This is a genomic window from Desmonostoc muscorum LEGE 12446 (assembly GCF_015207005.2).
In the GTDB taxonomy this organism is placed as follows: Bacteria; Cyanobacteriota; Cyanobacteriia; order Cyanobacteriales; family Nostocaceae; genus Nostoc; species Nostoc muscorum.
Window position 1 is genome coordinate 5373704 of the sequence record NZ_JADEXS020000001.1, and the last position, 17189, is coordinate 5390892.

Sequence of the window (17189 nt, forward strand, 5' to 3'; positions counted from 1 at the left end):
TGATTCACGACTTACATTAGTGTTAGGGTCGAATTAGAGCAGTACTGGATATGACAATTAAACAGCAGTTTCAAGACTTCCGAGAGTTATTATCTAGCTCACATTTACCACTGTTGCTGGTTTTTTATTCTTATGGATGCGGTTCTTGTCATTTGATTGACTCAGTTCTTGAAGAAGTCAATAAGCAGATGAAACAACAGCTAACGGTTGTGAAAATTGATAGCGATGTTTATCCTGATTTAGCTAATCAATATCAAGTTCATCCCTTACCAACGCTGTTATTATTCAAAAATGGTCAACTTGTTGAGCGCATTGAAGAAGAACGAAGCGAGAATTTAATCCCAGCAGAACGCCTCATTCATCGCCTGGAAGCCTTAGTTTAAATCTAGTCCCAGAAAATCTGAAGGAATGCGATCGTTTTTATAATACTCGTTAACGAGTATCAAAGACTCATTCACGAAGCTCAGAGGTTCATTAGACCTCTTGCAAAAGTCCCTAAACCCCACCCCCAACCCCTCCCCAAGGCATCGGGAAGGGGAGCGTTTGCGTCAGCAAATGCGGGGTGGGGTTCTTTATTTTTGATTTATGCAAGAGGTCTATTAACCCTGTTTTGTCACTCTGGGAAAATAAAAATCAAAGCCAAATTTTGAACTGTAGATAGAACGGGCATTTGAGCGTTTATTTTCTAACACAATGGTTTAAATCATGGTTTTTGGTAAAAGTCTTATGCTGTAAGCATTCCAGATTATTCTCTCCCGAAAGTGATAAAAGAGGGTTAACTAAGTTCTAATAGTTATCCAAGAGCATAATTCATTAGGTGCAAGAGTTCTAGGGACATCAGTTTTACGTTAAGTTGACACCAATGGACACAGCAGTGCCCCTACAGGTATATCTCGCGCTTGTCGGGAAACGCTATAAATGCATTACTGACACACTATTCTCAGCTTCATCTATTGCTATCTGCGCCAATCCAAACTGTTGAATTACCCCAGCATTCGTAGTCAAATGACTACTCACCTGGGCTACTCGGTAATGACTTTCTTGTGAGGCTAAAGCAGCGGGCAATAATAACTGGTCTGCTAAGTGTTCATCCACAGGTGCGCCTGTGTGATGAAACTCAAGCAGTTGCTGACAAGCAATTTCTGCAACTGTCTCCGCTGATAACTGCAAACGCCCAAACCCACCAAAACCAGCTAAACTGTTCTGATACTCAGCAGTGAGGAAAATACCCGCCCCCGGTGCAACACCTTTTTCTCGTGATGCTTTGACAGCAACTTTTAAATGCGCTTCTCTTAACAAATTTTCGGCACGATTTGCCATGCGTTGGGGAATATGGGAAGGTAATTCTGTCACCACTGCAACTCCGCGCACTTGGTGTAAATCTCCCCGTTCCCACAAATTGATTCCACCGAGTTGACAACCGCCACTGACTTGCAACTCTATTTCTCCGCCACCTTGGGGATACCAACCCCAAGCGCCTAACTTGACTTTTGCTTCTACTCCCATACGTTGCAATATCCGCAGATAAACTTGCTCAATGTATGTGACTGTGGGGCTAAAGTTCACATGAGTTCCACCTTTGAGTGTGACGCGGGAATTACCAGGTGCTAACGCCAAAGGTAAGAGAATTGTCTGGAGAATGAGAGCGATCGCACCCGCAGAACCACCAGGTTGTGCTTTACTAACATCAAAGGTATAAATTCCAGCTTGCACAGGACTACTTGGGATGAATTCCAGCTGCATTGAACCCAAAGCATCACCCCGTAGATGGGCATTACAAATTCTAGCTGCTGCACGAACGGCTGTTAAGTGCTGTGGTGCTAATCCTGGCTTTTTGCGTCCCGCGCGAATACCTGCAATTCGTATGGGTTCGCCAGTGATAGCGGCTAGACTTAAGGAAGTGCGAAGAACTTGTCCGCCTCCCTCTCCGTAAGAACCATCAATTTCAATCATGGGTGATTTTGGGATGTTGTTTTGGGTTCTACCCACAGAATATTTGGAAGTCAGAATTCAGAAGTCAGAATTCAGAATTCAGAATTTAGAATACTTCAATTTTTACAGCAGATTTTCAGAAGCGTAAAGTACACAAACTAGGACTGGTAGCCAGTTATTAAGCCTGTTTTATAGCGGTTCTCGTTTACGTGAGGTACACCCGTAGGGGCACGGCACTGCCGTGCCCCTACACCTGGTGATATAATTTTGTGCCGCATCTGAATAGTAACCGCTCTACTTCTGACTCCTGAATTCTGACTTCTTAATTGTGCTGTAATTGGAGAACTTTGCTTTTACCGGGGTTCATTAACCCATAGGGGTCTACTATTTCCTTAAATTTTAACTGCTCAGGATCAATAACTTTTCTGCCTCCCTCTTCAATAATATAGGTGTGAGGATTGGCAATACCCACGCCCTGTTCTTCGTGATAGCGAATAATTTCGTTGAGACGTTCTTCTGTGGTGTAGCGGACGAGTTGCAAACCACCAGGAAGTACGGCACCGTTGACGCGAAAAAATTCTAAATGCATCATCACTTCATCGCCAAAATGATTGTACATCTGCTCTATCAGTTGCAGACTTTTACCCGCAGGAAACATACTTTGTAAGTAGGTGATTCCAGTGTCTACGGTCCGGGCGTGTAAGGTGGTATGGTTCCAGGTAAATTCTGCTAAATGCGTGCCTTTTCCTGCTTCTTGGGCTGGTTTTTCATAAGTAATCTGGCCACCGTATTGCTGCACTAAACCGGGTAATAATTCTAAACTAGGTTCGGCAATTATCAAAAATACCGCATGAGTACCTTGAGGAATGTACTGTTGTAAGGCGTGAAAGTATTGGGGAATTGGGGATGCAAAGACAGAAATCGATTTCTTAATCATGCCATCGGCACTGCCAAGTGCATGACCAAACTTTACTGCTGTCATAAAGTCGTCAAAAGTGACGATGACTTCTGCCCAAGGATAAGCCGGTCCTAAGGGAATTTCCACTTCGGTGATAATGCCGTTAATACCCCAAGCATGGTTCACCTTTTGTACATCGTCTCCGCGCAACTCGATCGCACGGGGTTCATCTTCTAAAGTTACCACTCGCAGTGCCAAAATATTACCGCGATCGCGTAAGGCTCCATATTGTACCGAGCCAATACCCCCACTCCCCCCAGCAATAAATCCGCCAATTGTAGCTGTGCGGTAAGTCGAAGGCGCCATGCGGATTTCCCAACCGATTTCTCGTGTTTTTTTATCTATAGCTGCCAACTTTATCCCAGCTTCTACCCGCGCCACCGCTGGTTTCACCCAAAGAATCTCTTGCATCCGCGTCATGTCTAAAATTACGCCACCATGCAAGGGTACGCATTGCCCATAATTCCCAGTCCCAGCCCCCCGTACAGTTAAGGGTACGCGGTATTTTGCACAAGCAGCTGCAACTTTGCAAACCTCTGCTTCATTCACGGGACGCACCGCAATATCTCCCACTTTTCCCTCTAATTTCGGCACAAGTACGGGGCTAAAGGTGTGATAATCCTGGGATAATTTTGCCACTTGGGTCGGGTCAGTGATAATTTCTATACCTTCTAGAGAATTAATCAGTGTATCTAAGTTGGTTGTCGTCATAATTTATTATTTTTCCCCAGCTTTTTGAACTGATTCATAACAAATATCTTTTTAGCGATCGCATCTATAATATTTGCATAAAATAGAAGCAATCAAGTGCAACAGTCTACGACCGATATCATTTCATACTTTGACCGAAGAAAACTCAATCTTTGGTGATACATCCTAAGATTCAAGCTATAGCGGTTCTCGTTTACGTCAGATACACCCGTAGGGGCACGGCAGTGCCGTGCCCCTACACCTTGGAATATAATGTTGTACTGCATCTTAATAGGAACCGCTATAAAAAAATCAAATACTAGTCGTAAAAATGCACGATGAGCAAATGAATATATAGCTTAATCCTACTCACCATAAATTTGTTATATCTAAAATTGAAAGCGGAAAATAGGCAAATGTAGACGAAGTAATTGCTGCTGCATTAACTTGCAGAAAATAGGAATTATTCAATGAGAAAATGCAAAGTTAATTCTTGTATTTCACTGGACTTTTATGCAACTTATATCATGTCCGGTTGAATACTTATCATAATGAAAACTCAACTTCTTCTAATTCGTCCAGTCAAAGAAGCAACTACAAAGATTAGCTGAACTGATTCGACGGGTTTGGCCAAATGCATTTGGAAACCTGCACTCAGAGCCTCTCTACGCTCGTCATCTCTGGCATGGGCAGTCAATGCTACAGCTGGAATTTGTCCTCCTGACTCAACACTCAGTGCCCTCACCTGGCGAATCAGTGTATAACCATCTTCCTCTGGCATACTGATATCAGACAAAAGTAAGTCATACCCACCAGGATTTGCCATCAGCGTTGATAATGCTTCCTTTGCAGATGCAACAGCCGTGACTTCAACTCCACAGACCTCAAGCACTGTTGTAAATAACTCGCGTACAGATGGTTCGTCATCCACCAGAAGTACGCGCAGATCCTCCAGTGAGGGCATGTAATCATCTGACGGTGGCAACTGCTCTCTTGAGACTACTGGCTCTGTAGCATTCGGCGCAGAACTTTCTTCGAGGTGAGTTTGCAGGGGTAATTTGACGATAAACGTTGCTCCTTGTCCTTCGCCTTGGCTGTAGGCTGCAACTGTACCGCCGTGGAGTTCTACCACATGGCGGACGATGGCAAGCCCTATTCCCAGCCCAGGATTTGTTCGGGTTCTGCTGCTATCTGCTTGGTGGAAGCGCTCGAAAACATAGGGGAGAAAGTCAGCGCTGATACCGAAACCTGTGTCAATGACTTGAATTTGAGCTTGTTCATCAAGATATTCTAGTAAAATTTCAATTCTGCCTCCGGCTGGGGTGAATTTAATGGCGTTAGAAAGTAAATTCCACATCACTTGTTGTAGGCGGGTAGAATCGCCTAAGATTTTTCTGCTGGAAGGCTCTAACCGAGATTCAATTTCAATATTTTTCGACTCTGCTGATAAACGCTGCATATTTATGGCTGCCTCAACCACAGGGGTAAGTTCAATCAGCTGGAGGTTCAGACGCAGCTTACCTGAGGTAATGCGTGAAATGTCTAAGAGATCCTCAATTAGCTGGGCTTGAGCCTGAACGCTGTGTTCGATCGCTTCCAGCCCCTGATTAATGGTAGCTTCATCGAGGTCATGTGTACGCAGCAGCTGTGCCCACCCCAGCAGGACATGAAGCGGGTTTCGCAGTTCGTGGGAAAGCACTGATAAAAAATCATCCTTAGCGCGATTGGCTGTCTCAGCAGCAGTTCGGGCTGACTGCTCTTGTGCCAAGAGATGAGCGCGTTCTGCCTCCCACTCTTTAATCTGGGTAATATCTTCAATGGCCAAGAGAATCAACTCTGTATCGTCTATTTGAGGCATTTTCCGGGCATTGAGCCGCATAATTTTGTGCCCGATTTGTTCAAAGTTATATTCAACCTCAAAATCTTGAATTTGGGTGTTGTTTGTGAGAATCTCTTCTAGGAGCGATCGCAACTGGGGAATATTCCATTGCCCATTGCCAATCTCAAAGATTAGGTGTTGTTCTGTCTCTGTGGGTAGAACTTGGAAGATTTCGTAAAAAGACAAATTGGCGGTAACCACCCGCAAGTCTATATTCAGGACTACTAAGGATTCTCGCACCGTCTGCACAATCGCTTCAGCGTAATCACGAGATGCTTGGATCTGAACTGCACTGCGTTTGAGGGTGTTAATGTCAAGCAACACCAGCACAGCACCATCAATTTTGTTGTCTATGGTTCGATAAGGTCGGATTCGCAAGTCATACCAATGACCGCCCTCGTCTTGAACTTCCTGAGTTTTCAAGTTAAGGGTATTAATTACTTCTAATATTTGTTCCTGTAAATCGGGGAGATTGAGATTGTGATTAATATCACTGAATGGTCGTCCTACATCTGCGGGAATCAGGTTGAACATTACCTGCGCTGTGGGTGTAAAGCGCCGAATCCGCAAATCACCTCCTAACATGAGGATGGGAATATTGATACTGCTGAGCAGATTTAGTAAATCATTGCTGACCTGAGTTGATTCAATATTCCGCCGTTGCAGTTCGTCATTAATTGTGTTCAGTTCTTCATTCGTTGCCTGAATTTCTTCCTTGGCGGTTTCCAGTTCTTCATTGGTACTTTGCAACTCTTCGTTACTTGAAAGGATCTCTTCGTTGGCGGCTCTCAAGTCTTGATTAGTGGCTTGCTGTTCCTCAATAATCGATTGCAGATATTCTTTGGTGGTTGCCAACTCGTCTTTGAGTCGGGTAGTTTCTTGTTGGTCACGCCTTTGCTGCTGCCTAGAGGTGAGATGGTGATCGCTAGCTGGTTGTGAGGCAGTAGTTGCTGAGGAAGATATGTCTTCAAACAGCACTAAAAAGTAGCTGTCTACTACTGGGGGAGATTTGAACGGAATGACATCAATTTTAATGTGCCTAACTCGATCCTCATCTCTGATCTCTAAGCCTTCCTTGGTAATCTGTTCTTGTCGCTTTTTTGCCTGGTGAATTGCGGTGCGTAACTCTAACCGCAAATCTGCCTTTGCCATCTTCAGCAAATTAAAACTTGGTCTTCCCGGTGCGGGTTCCAGATAGGCACTAGTCTGCCCCCGGAATTGCAGAATCTCCAAATCGTTATTGATAACCACACCGACCGGGGCGTATTGATTCAATACAATCCGGTCAGCTTCTTTTTGTATTTCCAAGTCGTTCCAGGCATCTTCGTTCACTATGGGTTGAGGGTTGACAATTTCTGTCGGATATGTGTTAGCGATCAAATCGATACCCAGTCGAGCCGGTGCTATTTTCCGGGAATAAATCTTGTACTTTCTATCTATTAAAGCAAACAAGTCCGTAAATTCACCCACTGTCTCTGAAGTACCTAACATCAAATAGCCCGTTGGCTTGAGACCATAGTGGAAGACTGGTAAGAGTTTCTTCTGGACTGAGCTTCCCAAATAAATCAATACATTTCGACAAGTAATCAAATCCAGGCGGGAAAAAGGAGGATCGCCGATCAGGTTTTGTCTGGCGAAGACACACAACTCGCGCACTGCTTTACTAATCTGGTAACCGCCTTCTACCTGGACAAAGAACCGCTGTAGACGTTCTGGAGAGACATTTGCTATTTGGCTGAGTTTGTAGATGCCGTTACGTGCTTTGTCGATCGTTACTTCATTGATGTCTGTAGCAAAAATCTGAATGGGCGGATTGATTCCCTGCTTTGTTAAATACTCCACTAGGCAAATAGCAATGGAGTAAGCTTCCTCACCCGTTGAACATCCTGCTACCCAAATGCGGATAGGGGACTCTGGCGTTCGCTCTTTGATAATGCTGGGAAATACCTTAGTTTTTAAAGCCTCAAAAGCTTCGCTATCTCGGAAAAAATTGGTGACGGTGATTAGCACATCTTGATACAAGGCATTTACTTCTTCAGGATTCTGCTGAAGATAGCGGACGTAATCTTCTAGCTTTTCTAGCTTGTATAAAATCATCCGGCGGGAGATCCGCCGCTTCAAGGTGGTTTGCTTGTAGTGGGTAAAGTCAACTCCTGTGGAAGTTCGTAGCAAATTGAAGATTGTAGAGAGAGCATCCCCTTCAAGTAAAGCCTCAGTTGGCTGTGCTGGAGTTTTACTGGCGATGTAGGGATGACGACTAATTTTTGTCAGTTCTTGGGCGATTTCTTCCGGGGTTAGGATAAAGTCTACATAACCAGAAGCGATCGCGGTACTTGGCATACTACTGACTCTTGCTGTATCTTCACACTGAGCAAAGGTAATGCCGCCAGCCCCTTTAATGAATTCCAGTCCCCGTGTACCATCTGCATCGCCTCCTGATAGTACAATTGCGATCGCTTTGCTTCCGCGCTCCTCTGCCAAGGAAATAAAGAAAGCATCCACTGTCATAAAATGACCACGGGTTTTCTCACGCGGCGACAACTTCAGCACCCCCTCAGAAATAATCATCTTGGCATTGGGCGGAATCACGTACACATGATTTGGTTCCACCACCACACCATCCTGCACCTCTTGTAGAGGCATCTGAGTTGTTTTAGAGAGAATCTCACTCAGCAAGCTTTTTTGATTGGGGCTTAAATGTTGAATTACCACAAACGCCATGCCTGTATCATTTGGCAAATGGCTCAGCAATCGTGTAAACGCCTCCAATCCACCCGCAGAAGCACCCATTGCTACAATTGGAAATAATTCTTTCTGATTTTCTTGCTGTTGTTCGTTGTTGGAAGCTTTATCTGTATTGGAATTAGATTGAGATTTTTTAGAAGACCGCCTCGATGTCATTGTTATGCACCAAATAATAGTTTGGGGTTCTTCGTCTTTGTTAATTTAAGAAGAATTACATATTTCTATTTTTACTGTTTTAACAAGACTTAAATTTTCTCGAACTAATTTTATAGCCATAGTAGGGGCGTACAGCTGTACGCCCCTACTTTTATATCTCTATCATGTATTTGCTAAAACGTTAATTTAAGACTCGATTTTCCGTGACCCTTGTTGACAAAACTACGGTGGTGTACACAAGTTTTGTGACTTGTAATGCTAATATATCGACCTGCACCTTAGTTGCATCGACCCGCACCTTTGATGCATCGACCTGCACCTTTGATGCATCGACCCGCACCTTAGTTGCATCAACCCGCACCTTTGATGCATCGACCCGCACCTTTGATGCATCGACCCGCACCTTAGTTGCATCGACCCGCACCTTTGATGCATCGAAGAGCAACTGGGAACAACGCCAAAAAGTCAGATGCTTGTGTCTTTCCAGTGCCCCTTTTGTCTTCGTTGACGGCGAAATAACTAAAAGTAAGCTAAAATTCAAGCATAGTAAGCATTTCACGCTTAGGAACACTCCATGCTTGAGACCTTGGAAACCCGACTTTACGAACTAGAACAATTTGCCAACGCCCTTGTCTCTAATCAACTGACACACATTAGCGTGTTGAGTATTGGTATTATCTTTGCCGCTGGCTTGCTCACCAGCCTTACCCCCTGTATGCTTTCCATGCTGCCAATTACCATTGGTTACATCGGCGGTTATGAAGCAAAAAGCCGCCTCCAAGCCGCTGCACAATCAACTTGGTTTGCTCTTGGATTAGCAACTACTTTGGCAGGGCTAGGTATTATAGCAGGTTTGGTGGGAAAAGTCTACGGTCAAGTGGGAATTGGTTTACCGATTGTTGTTAGTATCATCGCCATTCTCATGGGGTTGAACTTATTGGAAGCACTGCCTCTGCAATTTCCATCATTGAACGAAACCAATTGGATTTCCCAAGATTTACCCATAGGATTGCGTTCCTATTTGCTGGGGCTGACTTTCGGTTTAGTTGCATCTCCTTGTAGCACGCCTGTTTTAGCCAGCTTGCTTGGTTGGATTGCCAACACACAAGATTTAATTTTAGGCGCTGCTTTACTACTTTCCTATACAGCCGGTTATGTAGCACCATTGATTTTAGCGGGTACTTTTACTGCTTCAATTAAAAAGTTGCTAGAATTGCGTCGCTGGTCAGGTTGGATTAACCCAGTTAGCGGTGCGCTATTGGTAGGATTCGGTGTATTTTCCCTAATTTCTCGAATTCCTCTTGGTAGTTTTTAAGTCAGGAGTCAGAATTCTGAATTCTCAAGACATCAATTAACCCATGTGAGTAATGACTTTAGAAGATTCCACTTCCAAAAAAATTAGTTGGTGGGCTGTACCTGGGCAATATTTACGCCGAGAGTTTTTGCCTGTACTGACAGATTTACGATTGGCGATCGCCCTGCTATTATTGATTGCAATCTTTAGCGCCACCGGTACTGTAATTGAGCAAGGACAGTCACCCGCATTTTACCAAGCTAACTATCCAGAACATCCAGCATTGTTTGGTTTCTTAACTTGGAAAGTCATTCAAGTAGTTGGGTTAGACCATGTATATCGTACTTGGTGGTTTTTAGCATTACTCATTTTATTTGGCACGAGCTTAACAGCTTGTTCCTTTACCCGTCAGTTGCCAGCCTTAAAAGCAGCCCAACGCTGGAAATATTACGAAGAACCACGGCAATTTCAAAAACTAGCTTTAAGCGCAGAAGTAGATACTGGTTCATTGAATTCTCTGAACCAAATATTACAAAAACACCGCTATAAAATTTTTGCCGATACAGAAAAAGAAAATCTTTTATACGCCCGCAAGGGAATAGTCGGACGCATCGGGCCAATTATTGTTCATATTGGCATCGTCGGTATTTTGTTAGGGGGAATTTGGGGGGCAATGACTGGATTTATTGCCCAGGAAATGGTTGCTGGTGGCGATACATTTCAAGTTAAAAATATTATAGATGCTGGCCCTTTAGCAGCAGCCCAAGTGCCAAAAGATTGGTCTGTGCGAGTCAATCGTTTTTGGATTGATTACACTCCAACTGGGGGCATTAATCAATTTTATTCAGATTTATCTGTCTTAAATAACCAAGGCGAGGAAGTTGACCACAAAAAGATTTTTGTCAACGAACCTCTGCGCTATCATGGCGTAACTTTCTACCAAACTGATTGGGGAATTGCAGCTGTTCGTGTCCAATTTAATAACAGCCCAGTTTTTCAGCTACCAATGGTCAAGTTGAACACCAACGGCCAAGGTGCGATTTGGGGAACTTGGATTCCTACTAAACCAGATTTGAGTGAAGGTGTTTCCGTGCTAGCCAAAGACTTGCAAGGAATGGTATTAATTTATGATGTCAATGGCAAATTAGTTAATACTGTACGCGCTGGCATGTCCGCCGAAGTCAATGGCGTCAAGCTGAAAATCTTAGAAGTAATTGGCAGCACGGGCTTACAAATTAAAGCCGATCCTGGTATACCAATTGTTTATTCAGGATTTGGTTTATTAATGTTGGGTGTGGTGATGAGTTACTTTTCCCACTCGCAAATTTGGGCATTACAAAAAGGCGATCGCTTGTATGTCGGTGGTAAAACTAATCGCGCTAAAGTTGCCTTTGAACAAGAAATTTTAGAAATTTTAGATCAACTGAGTTCACAGCCAAAGAGTGAGGACAAGGAAATGGCAATTGAAGTTTAATTGTCATTCTCTTAGGGATTCACAAATAAAAAAATATTCCAAAACTGACGTAAAAATCTTCTCTCCTCTCTCTGTGTTCTCTGTGTCTGGAGTGGTAGCCTACGGCAAGCCGCTGCGCGTCTACGTTTATTTGGATAATTTATTTCTTGGAAATCCCTTGTAGCATTTCCAAACATCTTTCCAACACACGAATCGACTGTAGGGGCGTACAGCTGTACGCCCCTACCTATGTATCTGTATCAGGTATTTCGTGAAATGGTATTAGAACTCATCAAACCCGGAAACGATTTGAGTAGTACAACTCCTCCAACCACAGCAAAAATTGATCCCAAGCCGGTCAACATCAGAGGTAAAAACCATAAAGTTAGCCAAGAGTTGATCATTGCAGAACCTGGCTTGTCAGGAGTGTATAGAATTTCTACGTGCTGACCTTTAGTAAATTGTGGTGGGCTGCTACCTGAATTTGATTCAAAAACCGTTGATTCACCAGAACGGGTAGTATATTGCACCACTGGATAGTAGACATAAGACCGACGACCCTTGCTATCAGGTGATGAAAGACGTTGCACCAACTCGATGACTGTCCCTTCTGCTGGAATTGCCGCAGCTACAAAAGAACGAGTATTCATACCAATAATTATTCCCGTGACAGCAATTATGCTGCCAACACCACCGAATATTGAACCAAATATCAGAAAAAATTTTGTATCTCCATTCATAGGATGTTAAAAAGTTTGATATAGCTAAAAGTAGTGTGTTTTCTGTTTTAATTTCAACTTTTCGAGGTTATTTATAAAGTAAAAATATAATTCTTGTAGGGTGCGTTACGGCTTAAGCCGTAACACACCCTACTTAAGGTTTACTTTATAAATGGTTTCCATAAGTCGATATTTTTAGAATAAATAACAATCGGGGAAAACTAGGGGAGATGAGTTAGGAGTTACACCAGATTGCAAAGGAGTGAGGTACAGCATCGTTGTAGGGGCACAACATGTTGTGCCCCTACTCCCCATCTCACCACACTCCTACATCAACTCCATCTCTTGCAACCCCTGGCGTAGTCTCTTGGCTTCTTGGGGATTATGTCTTTCATGAAGGGCGATCGCTTTTTTAAAAGCTGCTAAACTTTCTTGATGATTGCCGGCTTTTAGCAGCACTACACCTAAATTTTGATAAGCTTCGGCATAGTTGGGATTTAAAACGATCGCATTTTGATAACAAGCGATCGCATCTGTCAATAAACCCAAAGCTTTAAATGTCATCCCCAGATTATAATATGCAGCAATAAAACTCGGATCGATTTTCAAAGCTGCGGCATAAGCAGTTTTCGCACCGTTGAAATCTCCTGCTGCTTTGAGTAAGTTACCCAGGTTGTTGTATGCTCCTAGTTTGAGCATGGGATAAATTGGCAATTTAATCGCAGTTTGATAATGAGAAATCGCCTGTGGGAAATTTTTTAAGCGGCTGTAGGCAATGCCTAAATGATAGTGGAGTTCGTACAAAATATCGTAGTTTTCTTCCCCAGCCGCGTGACTTTCAGTCATCTGCTTTAATCCTCGTCTGAGTAACTCCATTCCTTGGGCAATTTTCCCAGTTTCCACATACAACGCCCCTAATTTACTGCAAACATAGGGGTCATCAGGATGAGTAGCGAGGAATCCTTCCATGGCCGCTGTGGCTTTGGCATATTTGTTATTTTGAGCGATCGCACTTTTTTGATATCCTGTGTGCAGAATTGCCACTCCTGGTAAATAACCTATCTGCCAATGGGGTTCTTTTGCTAAAATTGCTGACACGCTATCATCCACTAAGGCATGGTAAGGACGGTCAAAGCGAATATCTGGATGATTGCGGAATAATCTCGAAACCAGAGAATAGGGAGATTGTTCTGCACCGACTTCCTGGCGGACAAGGTTGAGTAACAGGTATTCGTCCCTGGCGATGGTGTCTCGCAATAGCGGTACAATTCCTGGTGTCAGAGTTTCATCAGCATCTAACACCAAAACCCAATCACCAGTTACATATTTTAAAGCGGCATTGCGGGCAGCACTGAAATCATCGCACCATTTAAAATGATGGACTTTTGCCCCCAACTGTTGGGCAACATAAGGAGTGCGATCGATTGAGCCTGTATCCAACACTACCATTTCATCTACCACTTTGTTCACACTGCTCAGGCATTTAGGCAATGTTGCTGCTTCGTTTTTCACAATCATGCACAGACTCAAACTCATAAGCCAATCGTCATTTAATTTAGTGTTTGAAAAATGGGGAGTGGGGAGTGGGGAGTGGGGAGTGGGGAGTGGGGGGGGATGGGAGCAATGCTCTAACAGTGAGTAGGGGGAGCAGGGGAGGCAGGGGAGGCAGGGGGAGACAAATAAATAAGTGTATTCAGGGCTATTAGGGTAGCGAAAATTACTAAATCTTTCTCTTTACTCCCCCTGCTCCCCCTGCTCCCCCTGCAACGCCAGCCTATTTCACGAGGATCTCACTTTTTCGCATTGCTCCCATCCCCCTCATCCCCCTCATCCCCCTCATCCCCCTCATCCCCCCATTCCCCACTCCCCACTCCCCACTCCCCACTCAGATTATGTGCAAAAATCAAGATTAACAAAATTAGTGAGTCATTCCAGCAGCAAGGGGGAATTTAATGCAGGGTCAAACCATAGGTGGACGCTACCAAATTCTTACCCAACTGGGACAAGGGGGATTTGGCAGAACTTTTCTAGCTCAAGACATGCAAAGACCAGGGAATCCGCAGTGTGTTGTTAAGCATTTTAAACCACTATCTACCGATGCATACACTTTAGGGGAAGCTAAACGTTTGTTTGACCAGGAAGCATTAATTCTGGAAACATTAGGAAAGCATGACCAAATTCCTCAACTGCTGGCTCATTTTCAAGAAAATCAACAATTTTATTTAGTTCAAGAATTTATTCCTGGTCACGATATTACTCAAGAAATACCTCCTGTAGGTGAGCGATTGAGTGAATCTGAAACTATTAAACTTCTCAAAGAAATTTTGGAGGTTTTAGCATTTGTCCATCAACACAATGTGATTCACCGGGATCTCAAGCCTGCCAATATTCGACGCAGACAATTAGATAACAAAATTGTATTGATTGACTTTGGGGCTGTGAAACAAATTACTACCCAGATGGCTAATTCTCAAGGGCAAACAAGTTTCACAGTTGCCATTGGTACTTATGGTTATATGCCAAGTGAACAAGCTAATCGCACTCCACAATTAAGCAGCGATATCTATGCAGTGGGAATTATTGGTATCCAAGCTTTGACAGGAATTAATCCTGCTGATTTTGGCGCTCAAGGACTACCAACAAACCCTCATACAGGAGAAATTGATTGGCGCAATCAAATACAAGTGAGCCAGCAGCTAGCAGAAATTTTAGACAAAATGGTGCTATATGACTTTCGCCAGCGTTATCCCACAGCAATATTGGCATTGCAAGCTTTAGAAATGCTGGATAAAATACCAGATACTACAATTCAGAAAACCTTGCAACTTGCACGACCTCAAAAACTTTTCCTCAGTGTAGGAATAACCGCAGTAGTTGCTACTATAAGTCTCTGGTTATTGCAATTACAAACTCCTACACAGAATTTTTTGACATATCAAGATTCTAGTTATGGGATAAAAATAAAATATCCAGAAAATTGGAAAATTCAAGAAACACCAAACTTAATAACTAAAGAATTAGTGACATTTTTATCCCCTAAGCAAAGCGATACAGATAAAGTTCAAGAGCTTTTAACTATCTCTGTTGAAGATTTTTCTGGTACTTTAGAGGAATCGCAAGATTTATTTACTAAGGAAGTCAAAGCTACTTTATCTGATGCCAATATTGTAGATTCAAGTGAGACGACTCTAGCAAAAAAACGAGCTAATCAATTAATTTTCATTGGCAAAGATGGAAACAAGAGTTTAAAAAATTTACAAGTTTGGACTTTAAAGGGTAATCAAGCATATGTAATTACTTATTCAGCAGCAATAGATGATTACGATCGCTTCTTGCCCACCGCAGAAAAAATGATTGAATCCTTTGAAATTAATTGATGATTTTGTGATATTGGATTGATGATTGTAGAGACGGTGATTTATCGCGTCTTTATGATTTAACCTGAGTTCGGGATAAGGAAAGGGACAGGTAGTAAGCTGAAAATAGCGTTAAATCCAGCAACCTGTCCTATGTTTAGTTTAGATGCTTTGTTTTGCCATGTAGATGATTTTTGTCAAGCATTTGAAGCACAATGGTACAAAAAGCTGTTAAATCATGGAAGAATCAAACGTAATCGGGCAAAAAGTCTATGTTTGAGCGAGATGATGACGATACTGATTGCATTTCATCAGAATCACTACCGAAATTTCAAGTATTTTTATTTGAATCAAGTGAAAAAATATTGGAGTGATGCGTTTCCAAGTCTCCCCAGCTATCAAAGATTTATCGAATGGATACCATCAACCTTGATACCTTTATGCGTCTATCTCAAGCATTGTTTTGGCAAATGTACGGGTATCGGTTTTATCGATTCAACTAGCTTAAAAGTCTGCCATAATCGTCGGATTTGACGACCGAAGGTGTGTTTAAAGGTTTAGCCAACCGTGGCAAGACTTCTGTGGATTGGTTTTTTGGTTTCAAGTTGCATCTTGTCGTCAATGAGTTTGGTCAACTCTTAAATGTAACTATCACTCCTGGTAATGTTGATGACCGTCAACCTGTACATGATTTACTGAGTGGTCTGTTTGGCAAAATTTTTGGCGTTAGCGAAGCTTACCGAAGGTATCGCGGTTATGTCTGCCAAAAACTCGCTTCTCAACTTTTACAAGACTTCGGTATTGAATTTTTTGCTAAACCACGCCGCAACATGAAGAATAAGTTGATGCGTCTTCACGACAAGCTTTTGTCCCGTAAACGCTCCATCATTGAAACTATCAACGACAAACTCAAAAATATTTCCCAAATTGAACATTCCAGACATCGTAGTCCCGTTAATTTTTGTGTTAATGTTCTATGCGGATTAATTGCTTATTGCCACCAACCTAAGAAACCTAGCCTTCAACTTGAGTGGCTTTTACCTTGAGATGTTTAACCCGAACTCAGGTTAAATAGACCGCGCGTAAGGGCACAGCATTGCTGTGCCCCTACGACAGATGTGGTTCAAATACATGAAAATTGCTGTAAGTCAAGGGCTTCTAAGAAGCCGCAAGTTTTGTGGCTCTTTCTAAATCCCCGTTACAAAACTGTACTTCCGACTTCCGACTTCCGACTTCTTTAATTAAGGGACTTCCTTTAAAAAAATATCCCGTCGTAGGGGCGCATAGCTATGCGCCCCTACAAATGTACAAATAATTTGGGATAATTTATTTTTTGGAAGTCCCTAACCCACCTTCTTTGATTCGCTAAAATCGAAACAAACTGGAAAAATCTTACTATGGTAGCCATCTCCCAACAACCGCAAAAAATGACTATTGAGGAATATCTTGCATGGGAACCCCAGCAAGAACTTCGTCACGAATATGTCAACGGCGAAGTCTTTGCGATGACAGGTGGTACAATTCCCCACAATGACATTACACTTAATTTTTACAGAGCCTTATACCCACATTTACGTGCTAGAGGTTGCCGAGTAAATGTGTCGGACGTGAAAGTCCAAGTTACTCCTCAAAGTCCTTATTATTATCCTGATGTTATTGTCAGTTGCGACCCTCAAGACCTGAATGCCCGCAAATTTATTCAAAACCCGAAAATCATTGCCGAAGTTCTCTCTCCCGGTACAAGCGGGAAAGATAGGGGCGAAAAATTCACCAATTACCTGAAAATTTCCTCTTTACAAGAATATTTATTGATAGATTCCCAAACAATCTCCGTCGAACGCTACTGTCGGGGAGAGGGCAGAATGTGGCTTTATTATCCCTACACTGAGGGAGATATTATTACCCTATCCAGTATCGAATTTGAGTTGGCGATCGCACTACTGTATGAAGGTGTTGTTTTTGAAGCAGAAGAATAGCTAGTGGCTACTTATCAAAATGGCTCTGTTA

The 17189-nt window shown here is 42.8% G+C and carries 11 protein-coding genes and 1 pseudogene; 6 read left to right on the top strand and 6 right to left on the bottom strand.

What is annotated here, in order from left to right; genetic code table 11:
• Nucleotides 1-50 precede the first annotated feature (50 nt).
• Nucleotides 51-383 (top strand): thioredoxin domain-containing protein, encoded by a 333-nt coding sequence (locus IQ276_RS22880; protein ID WP_193916510.1) that lies wholly within the window; start codon nucleotides 51-53, stop codon nucleotides 381-383.
• Nucleotides 384-912: 529 nt separating this feature from the next.
• On the opposite strand, the gene rtcA is transcribed toward IQ276_RS22880, so the two are convergent.
• The 4 genes from rtcA to IQ276_RS22900 all read right to left on the bottom strand — a co-directional run bounded on the left by rtcA (nucleotide 913) and on the right by IQ276_RS22900 (nucleotide 8742).
• Nucleotides 913-1953, bottom strand: coding sequence for an RNA 3'-terminal phosphate cyclase (gene rtcA / locus IQ276_RS22885; protein WP_193924136.1), 1041 nt, complete (start codon nucleotides 1951-1953; stop codon nucleotides 913-915).
• A 301-nt stretch (nucleotides 1954-2254) separates the two neighbouring features.
• Complete coding sequence (locus IQ276_RS22890; RefSeq protein WP_235115888.1) at nucleotides 2255-3601, bottom strand: FAD-binding oxidoreductase; 1347 nt, start codon at nucleotides 3599-3601, stop codon at nucleotides 2255-2257.
• 538 nt (nucleotides 3602-4139) lie between these two features.
• Nucleotides 4140-8360, bottom strand: a complete 4221-nt coding sequence (locus tag IQ276_RS22895; RefSeq protein ID WP_193922245.1) for a chemotaxis protein CheB — start codon at nucleotides 8358-8360, stop codon at nucleotides 4140-4142.
• A 181-nt stretch (nucleotides 8361-8541) separates the two neighbouring features.
• Complete coding sequence (locus tag IQ276_RS22900; RefSeq protein WP_235115889.1) at nucleotides 8542-8742, bottom strand: hypothetical protein; 201 nt, start codon at nucleotides 8740-8742, stop codon at nucleotides 8542-8544.
• Between the two features lie 192 nt (nucleotides 8743-8934).
• Here IQ276_RS22900 and IQ276_RS22905 point away from each other — a divergent pair, with 192 nt between their 5' ends.
• Nucleotides 8935-9675: a cytochrome c biogenesis protein CcdA gene (locus IQ276_RS22905; RefSeq protein ID WP_190883610.1), complete on the top strand. Its 741-nt coding sequence runs from the start codon at nucleotides 8935-8937 to the stop codon at nucleotides 9673-9675.
• A gap of 52 nt (nucleotides 9676-9727) precedes the next feature.
• Nucleotides 9728-11128 (top strand): cytochrome c biogenesis protein, encoded by a 1401-nt coding sequence (locus tag IQ276_RS22910; protein WP_193923058.1) that lies wholly within the window; start codon nucleotides 9728-9730, stop codon nucleotides 11126-11128.
• A 239-nt stretch (nucleotides 11129-11367) separates the two neighbouring features.
• Here the strand turns inward: IQ276_RS22910 and IQ276_RS22915 are convergent, their stop codons facing one another.
• Nucleotides 11368-11847, bottom strand: coding sequence for a DUF3592 domain-containing protein (locus IQ276_RS22915; RefSeq protein WP_193923062.1), 480 nt, complete (start codon nucleotides 11845-11847; stop codon nucleotides 11368-11370).
• Between the two features lie 306 nt (nucleotides 11848-12153).
• Nucleotides 12154-13362, bottom strand: a complete 1209-nt coding sequence (locus IQ276_RS22920) for a tetratricopeptide repeat protein (protein ID WP_193923065.1) — start codon at nucleotides 13360-13362, stop codon at nucleotides 12154-12156.
• A 416-nt stretch (nucleotides 13363-13778) separates the two neighbouring features.
• Here IQ276_RS22920 and IQ276_RS22925 point away from each other — a divergent pair, with 416 nt between their 5' ends.
• From IQ276_RS22925 to IQ276_RS22935, 3 genes and pseudogenes are all read left to right on the top strand, one after another.
• Complete coding sequence (locus IQ276_RS22925) at nucleotides 13779-15203, top strand: serine/threonine-protein kinase (RefSeq protein WP_193923118.1); 1425 nt, start codon at nucleotides 13779-13781, stop codon at nucleotides 15201-15203.
• A 132-nt stretch (nucleotides 15204-15335) separates the two neighbouring features.
• Nucleotides 15336-16228, top strand: a pseudogene (locus tag IQ276_RS22930) (IS982 family transposase).
• A 351-nt stretch (nucleotides 16229-16579) separates the two neighbouring features.
• Complete coding sequence (locus tag IQ276_RS22935; RefSeq protein ID WP_193923115.1) at nucleotides 16580-17158, top strand: Uma2 family endonuclease; 579 nt, start codon at nucleotides 16580-16582, stop codon at nucleotides 17156-17158.
• The last annotated feature ends 31 nt before the right edge of the window (nucleotides 17159-17189 follow it).

What these genes read in the sequence shown, in the direction of transcription:
- IQ276_RS22905 (WP_190883610.1), top strand. Translation starts at nt 8,935, where the DNA reads ATGCTTGAGACCTTGGAAACCCGACTTTACGAACTAGAACAATTTGCC.
- IQ276_RS22920 (WP_193923065.1), bottom strand. Translation starts at nt 13,362, where the DNA reads ATGAGTTTGAGTCTGTGCATGATTGTGAAAAACGAAGCAGCAACATTG.
- IQ276_RS22915 (WP_193923062.1), bottom strand. Translation starts at nt 11,847, where the DNA reads ATGAATGGAGATACAAAATTTTTTCTGATATTTGGTTCAATATTCGGT.
- IQ276_RS22910 (WP_193923058.1), top strand. Translation starts at nt 9,728, where the DNA reads ATGACTTTAGAAGATTCCACTTCCAAAAAAATTAGTTGGTGGGCTGTA.
- IQ276_RS22880 (WP_193916510.1), top strand. Translation starts at nt 51, where the DNA reads ATGACAATTAAACAGCAGTTTCAAGACTTCCGAGAGTTATTATCTAGC.
- IQ276_RS22935 (WP_193923115.1), top strand. Translation starts at nt 16,580, where the DNA reads ATGGTAGCCATCTCCCAACAACCGCAAAAAATGACTATTGAGGAATAT.
- IQ276_RS22925 (WP_193923118.1), top strand. Translation starts at nt 13,779, where the DNA reads ATGCAGGGTCAAACCATAGGTGGACGCTACCAAATTCTTACCCAACTG.
- IQ276_RS22895 (WP_193922245.1), bottom strand. Translation starts at nt 8,360, where the DNA reads ATGACATCGAGGCGGTCTTCTAAAAAATCTCAATCTAATTCCAATACA.
- rtcA (WP_193924136.1), bottom strand. Translation starts at nt 1,953, where the DNA reads ATGATTGAAATTGATGGTTCTTACGGAGAGGGAGGCGGACAAGTTCTT.
- IQ276_RS22890 (WP_235115888.1), bottom strand. Translation starts at nt 3,601, where the DNA reads ATGACGACAACCAACTTAGATACACTGATTAATTCTCTAGAAGGTATA.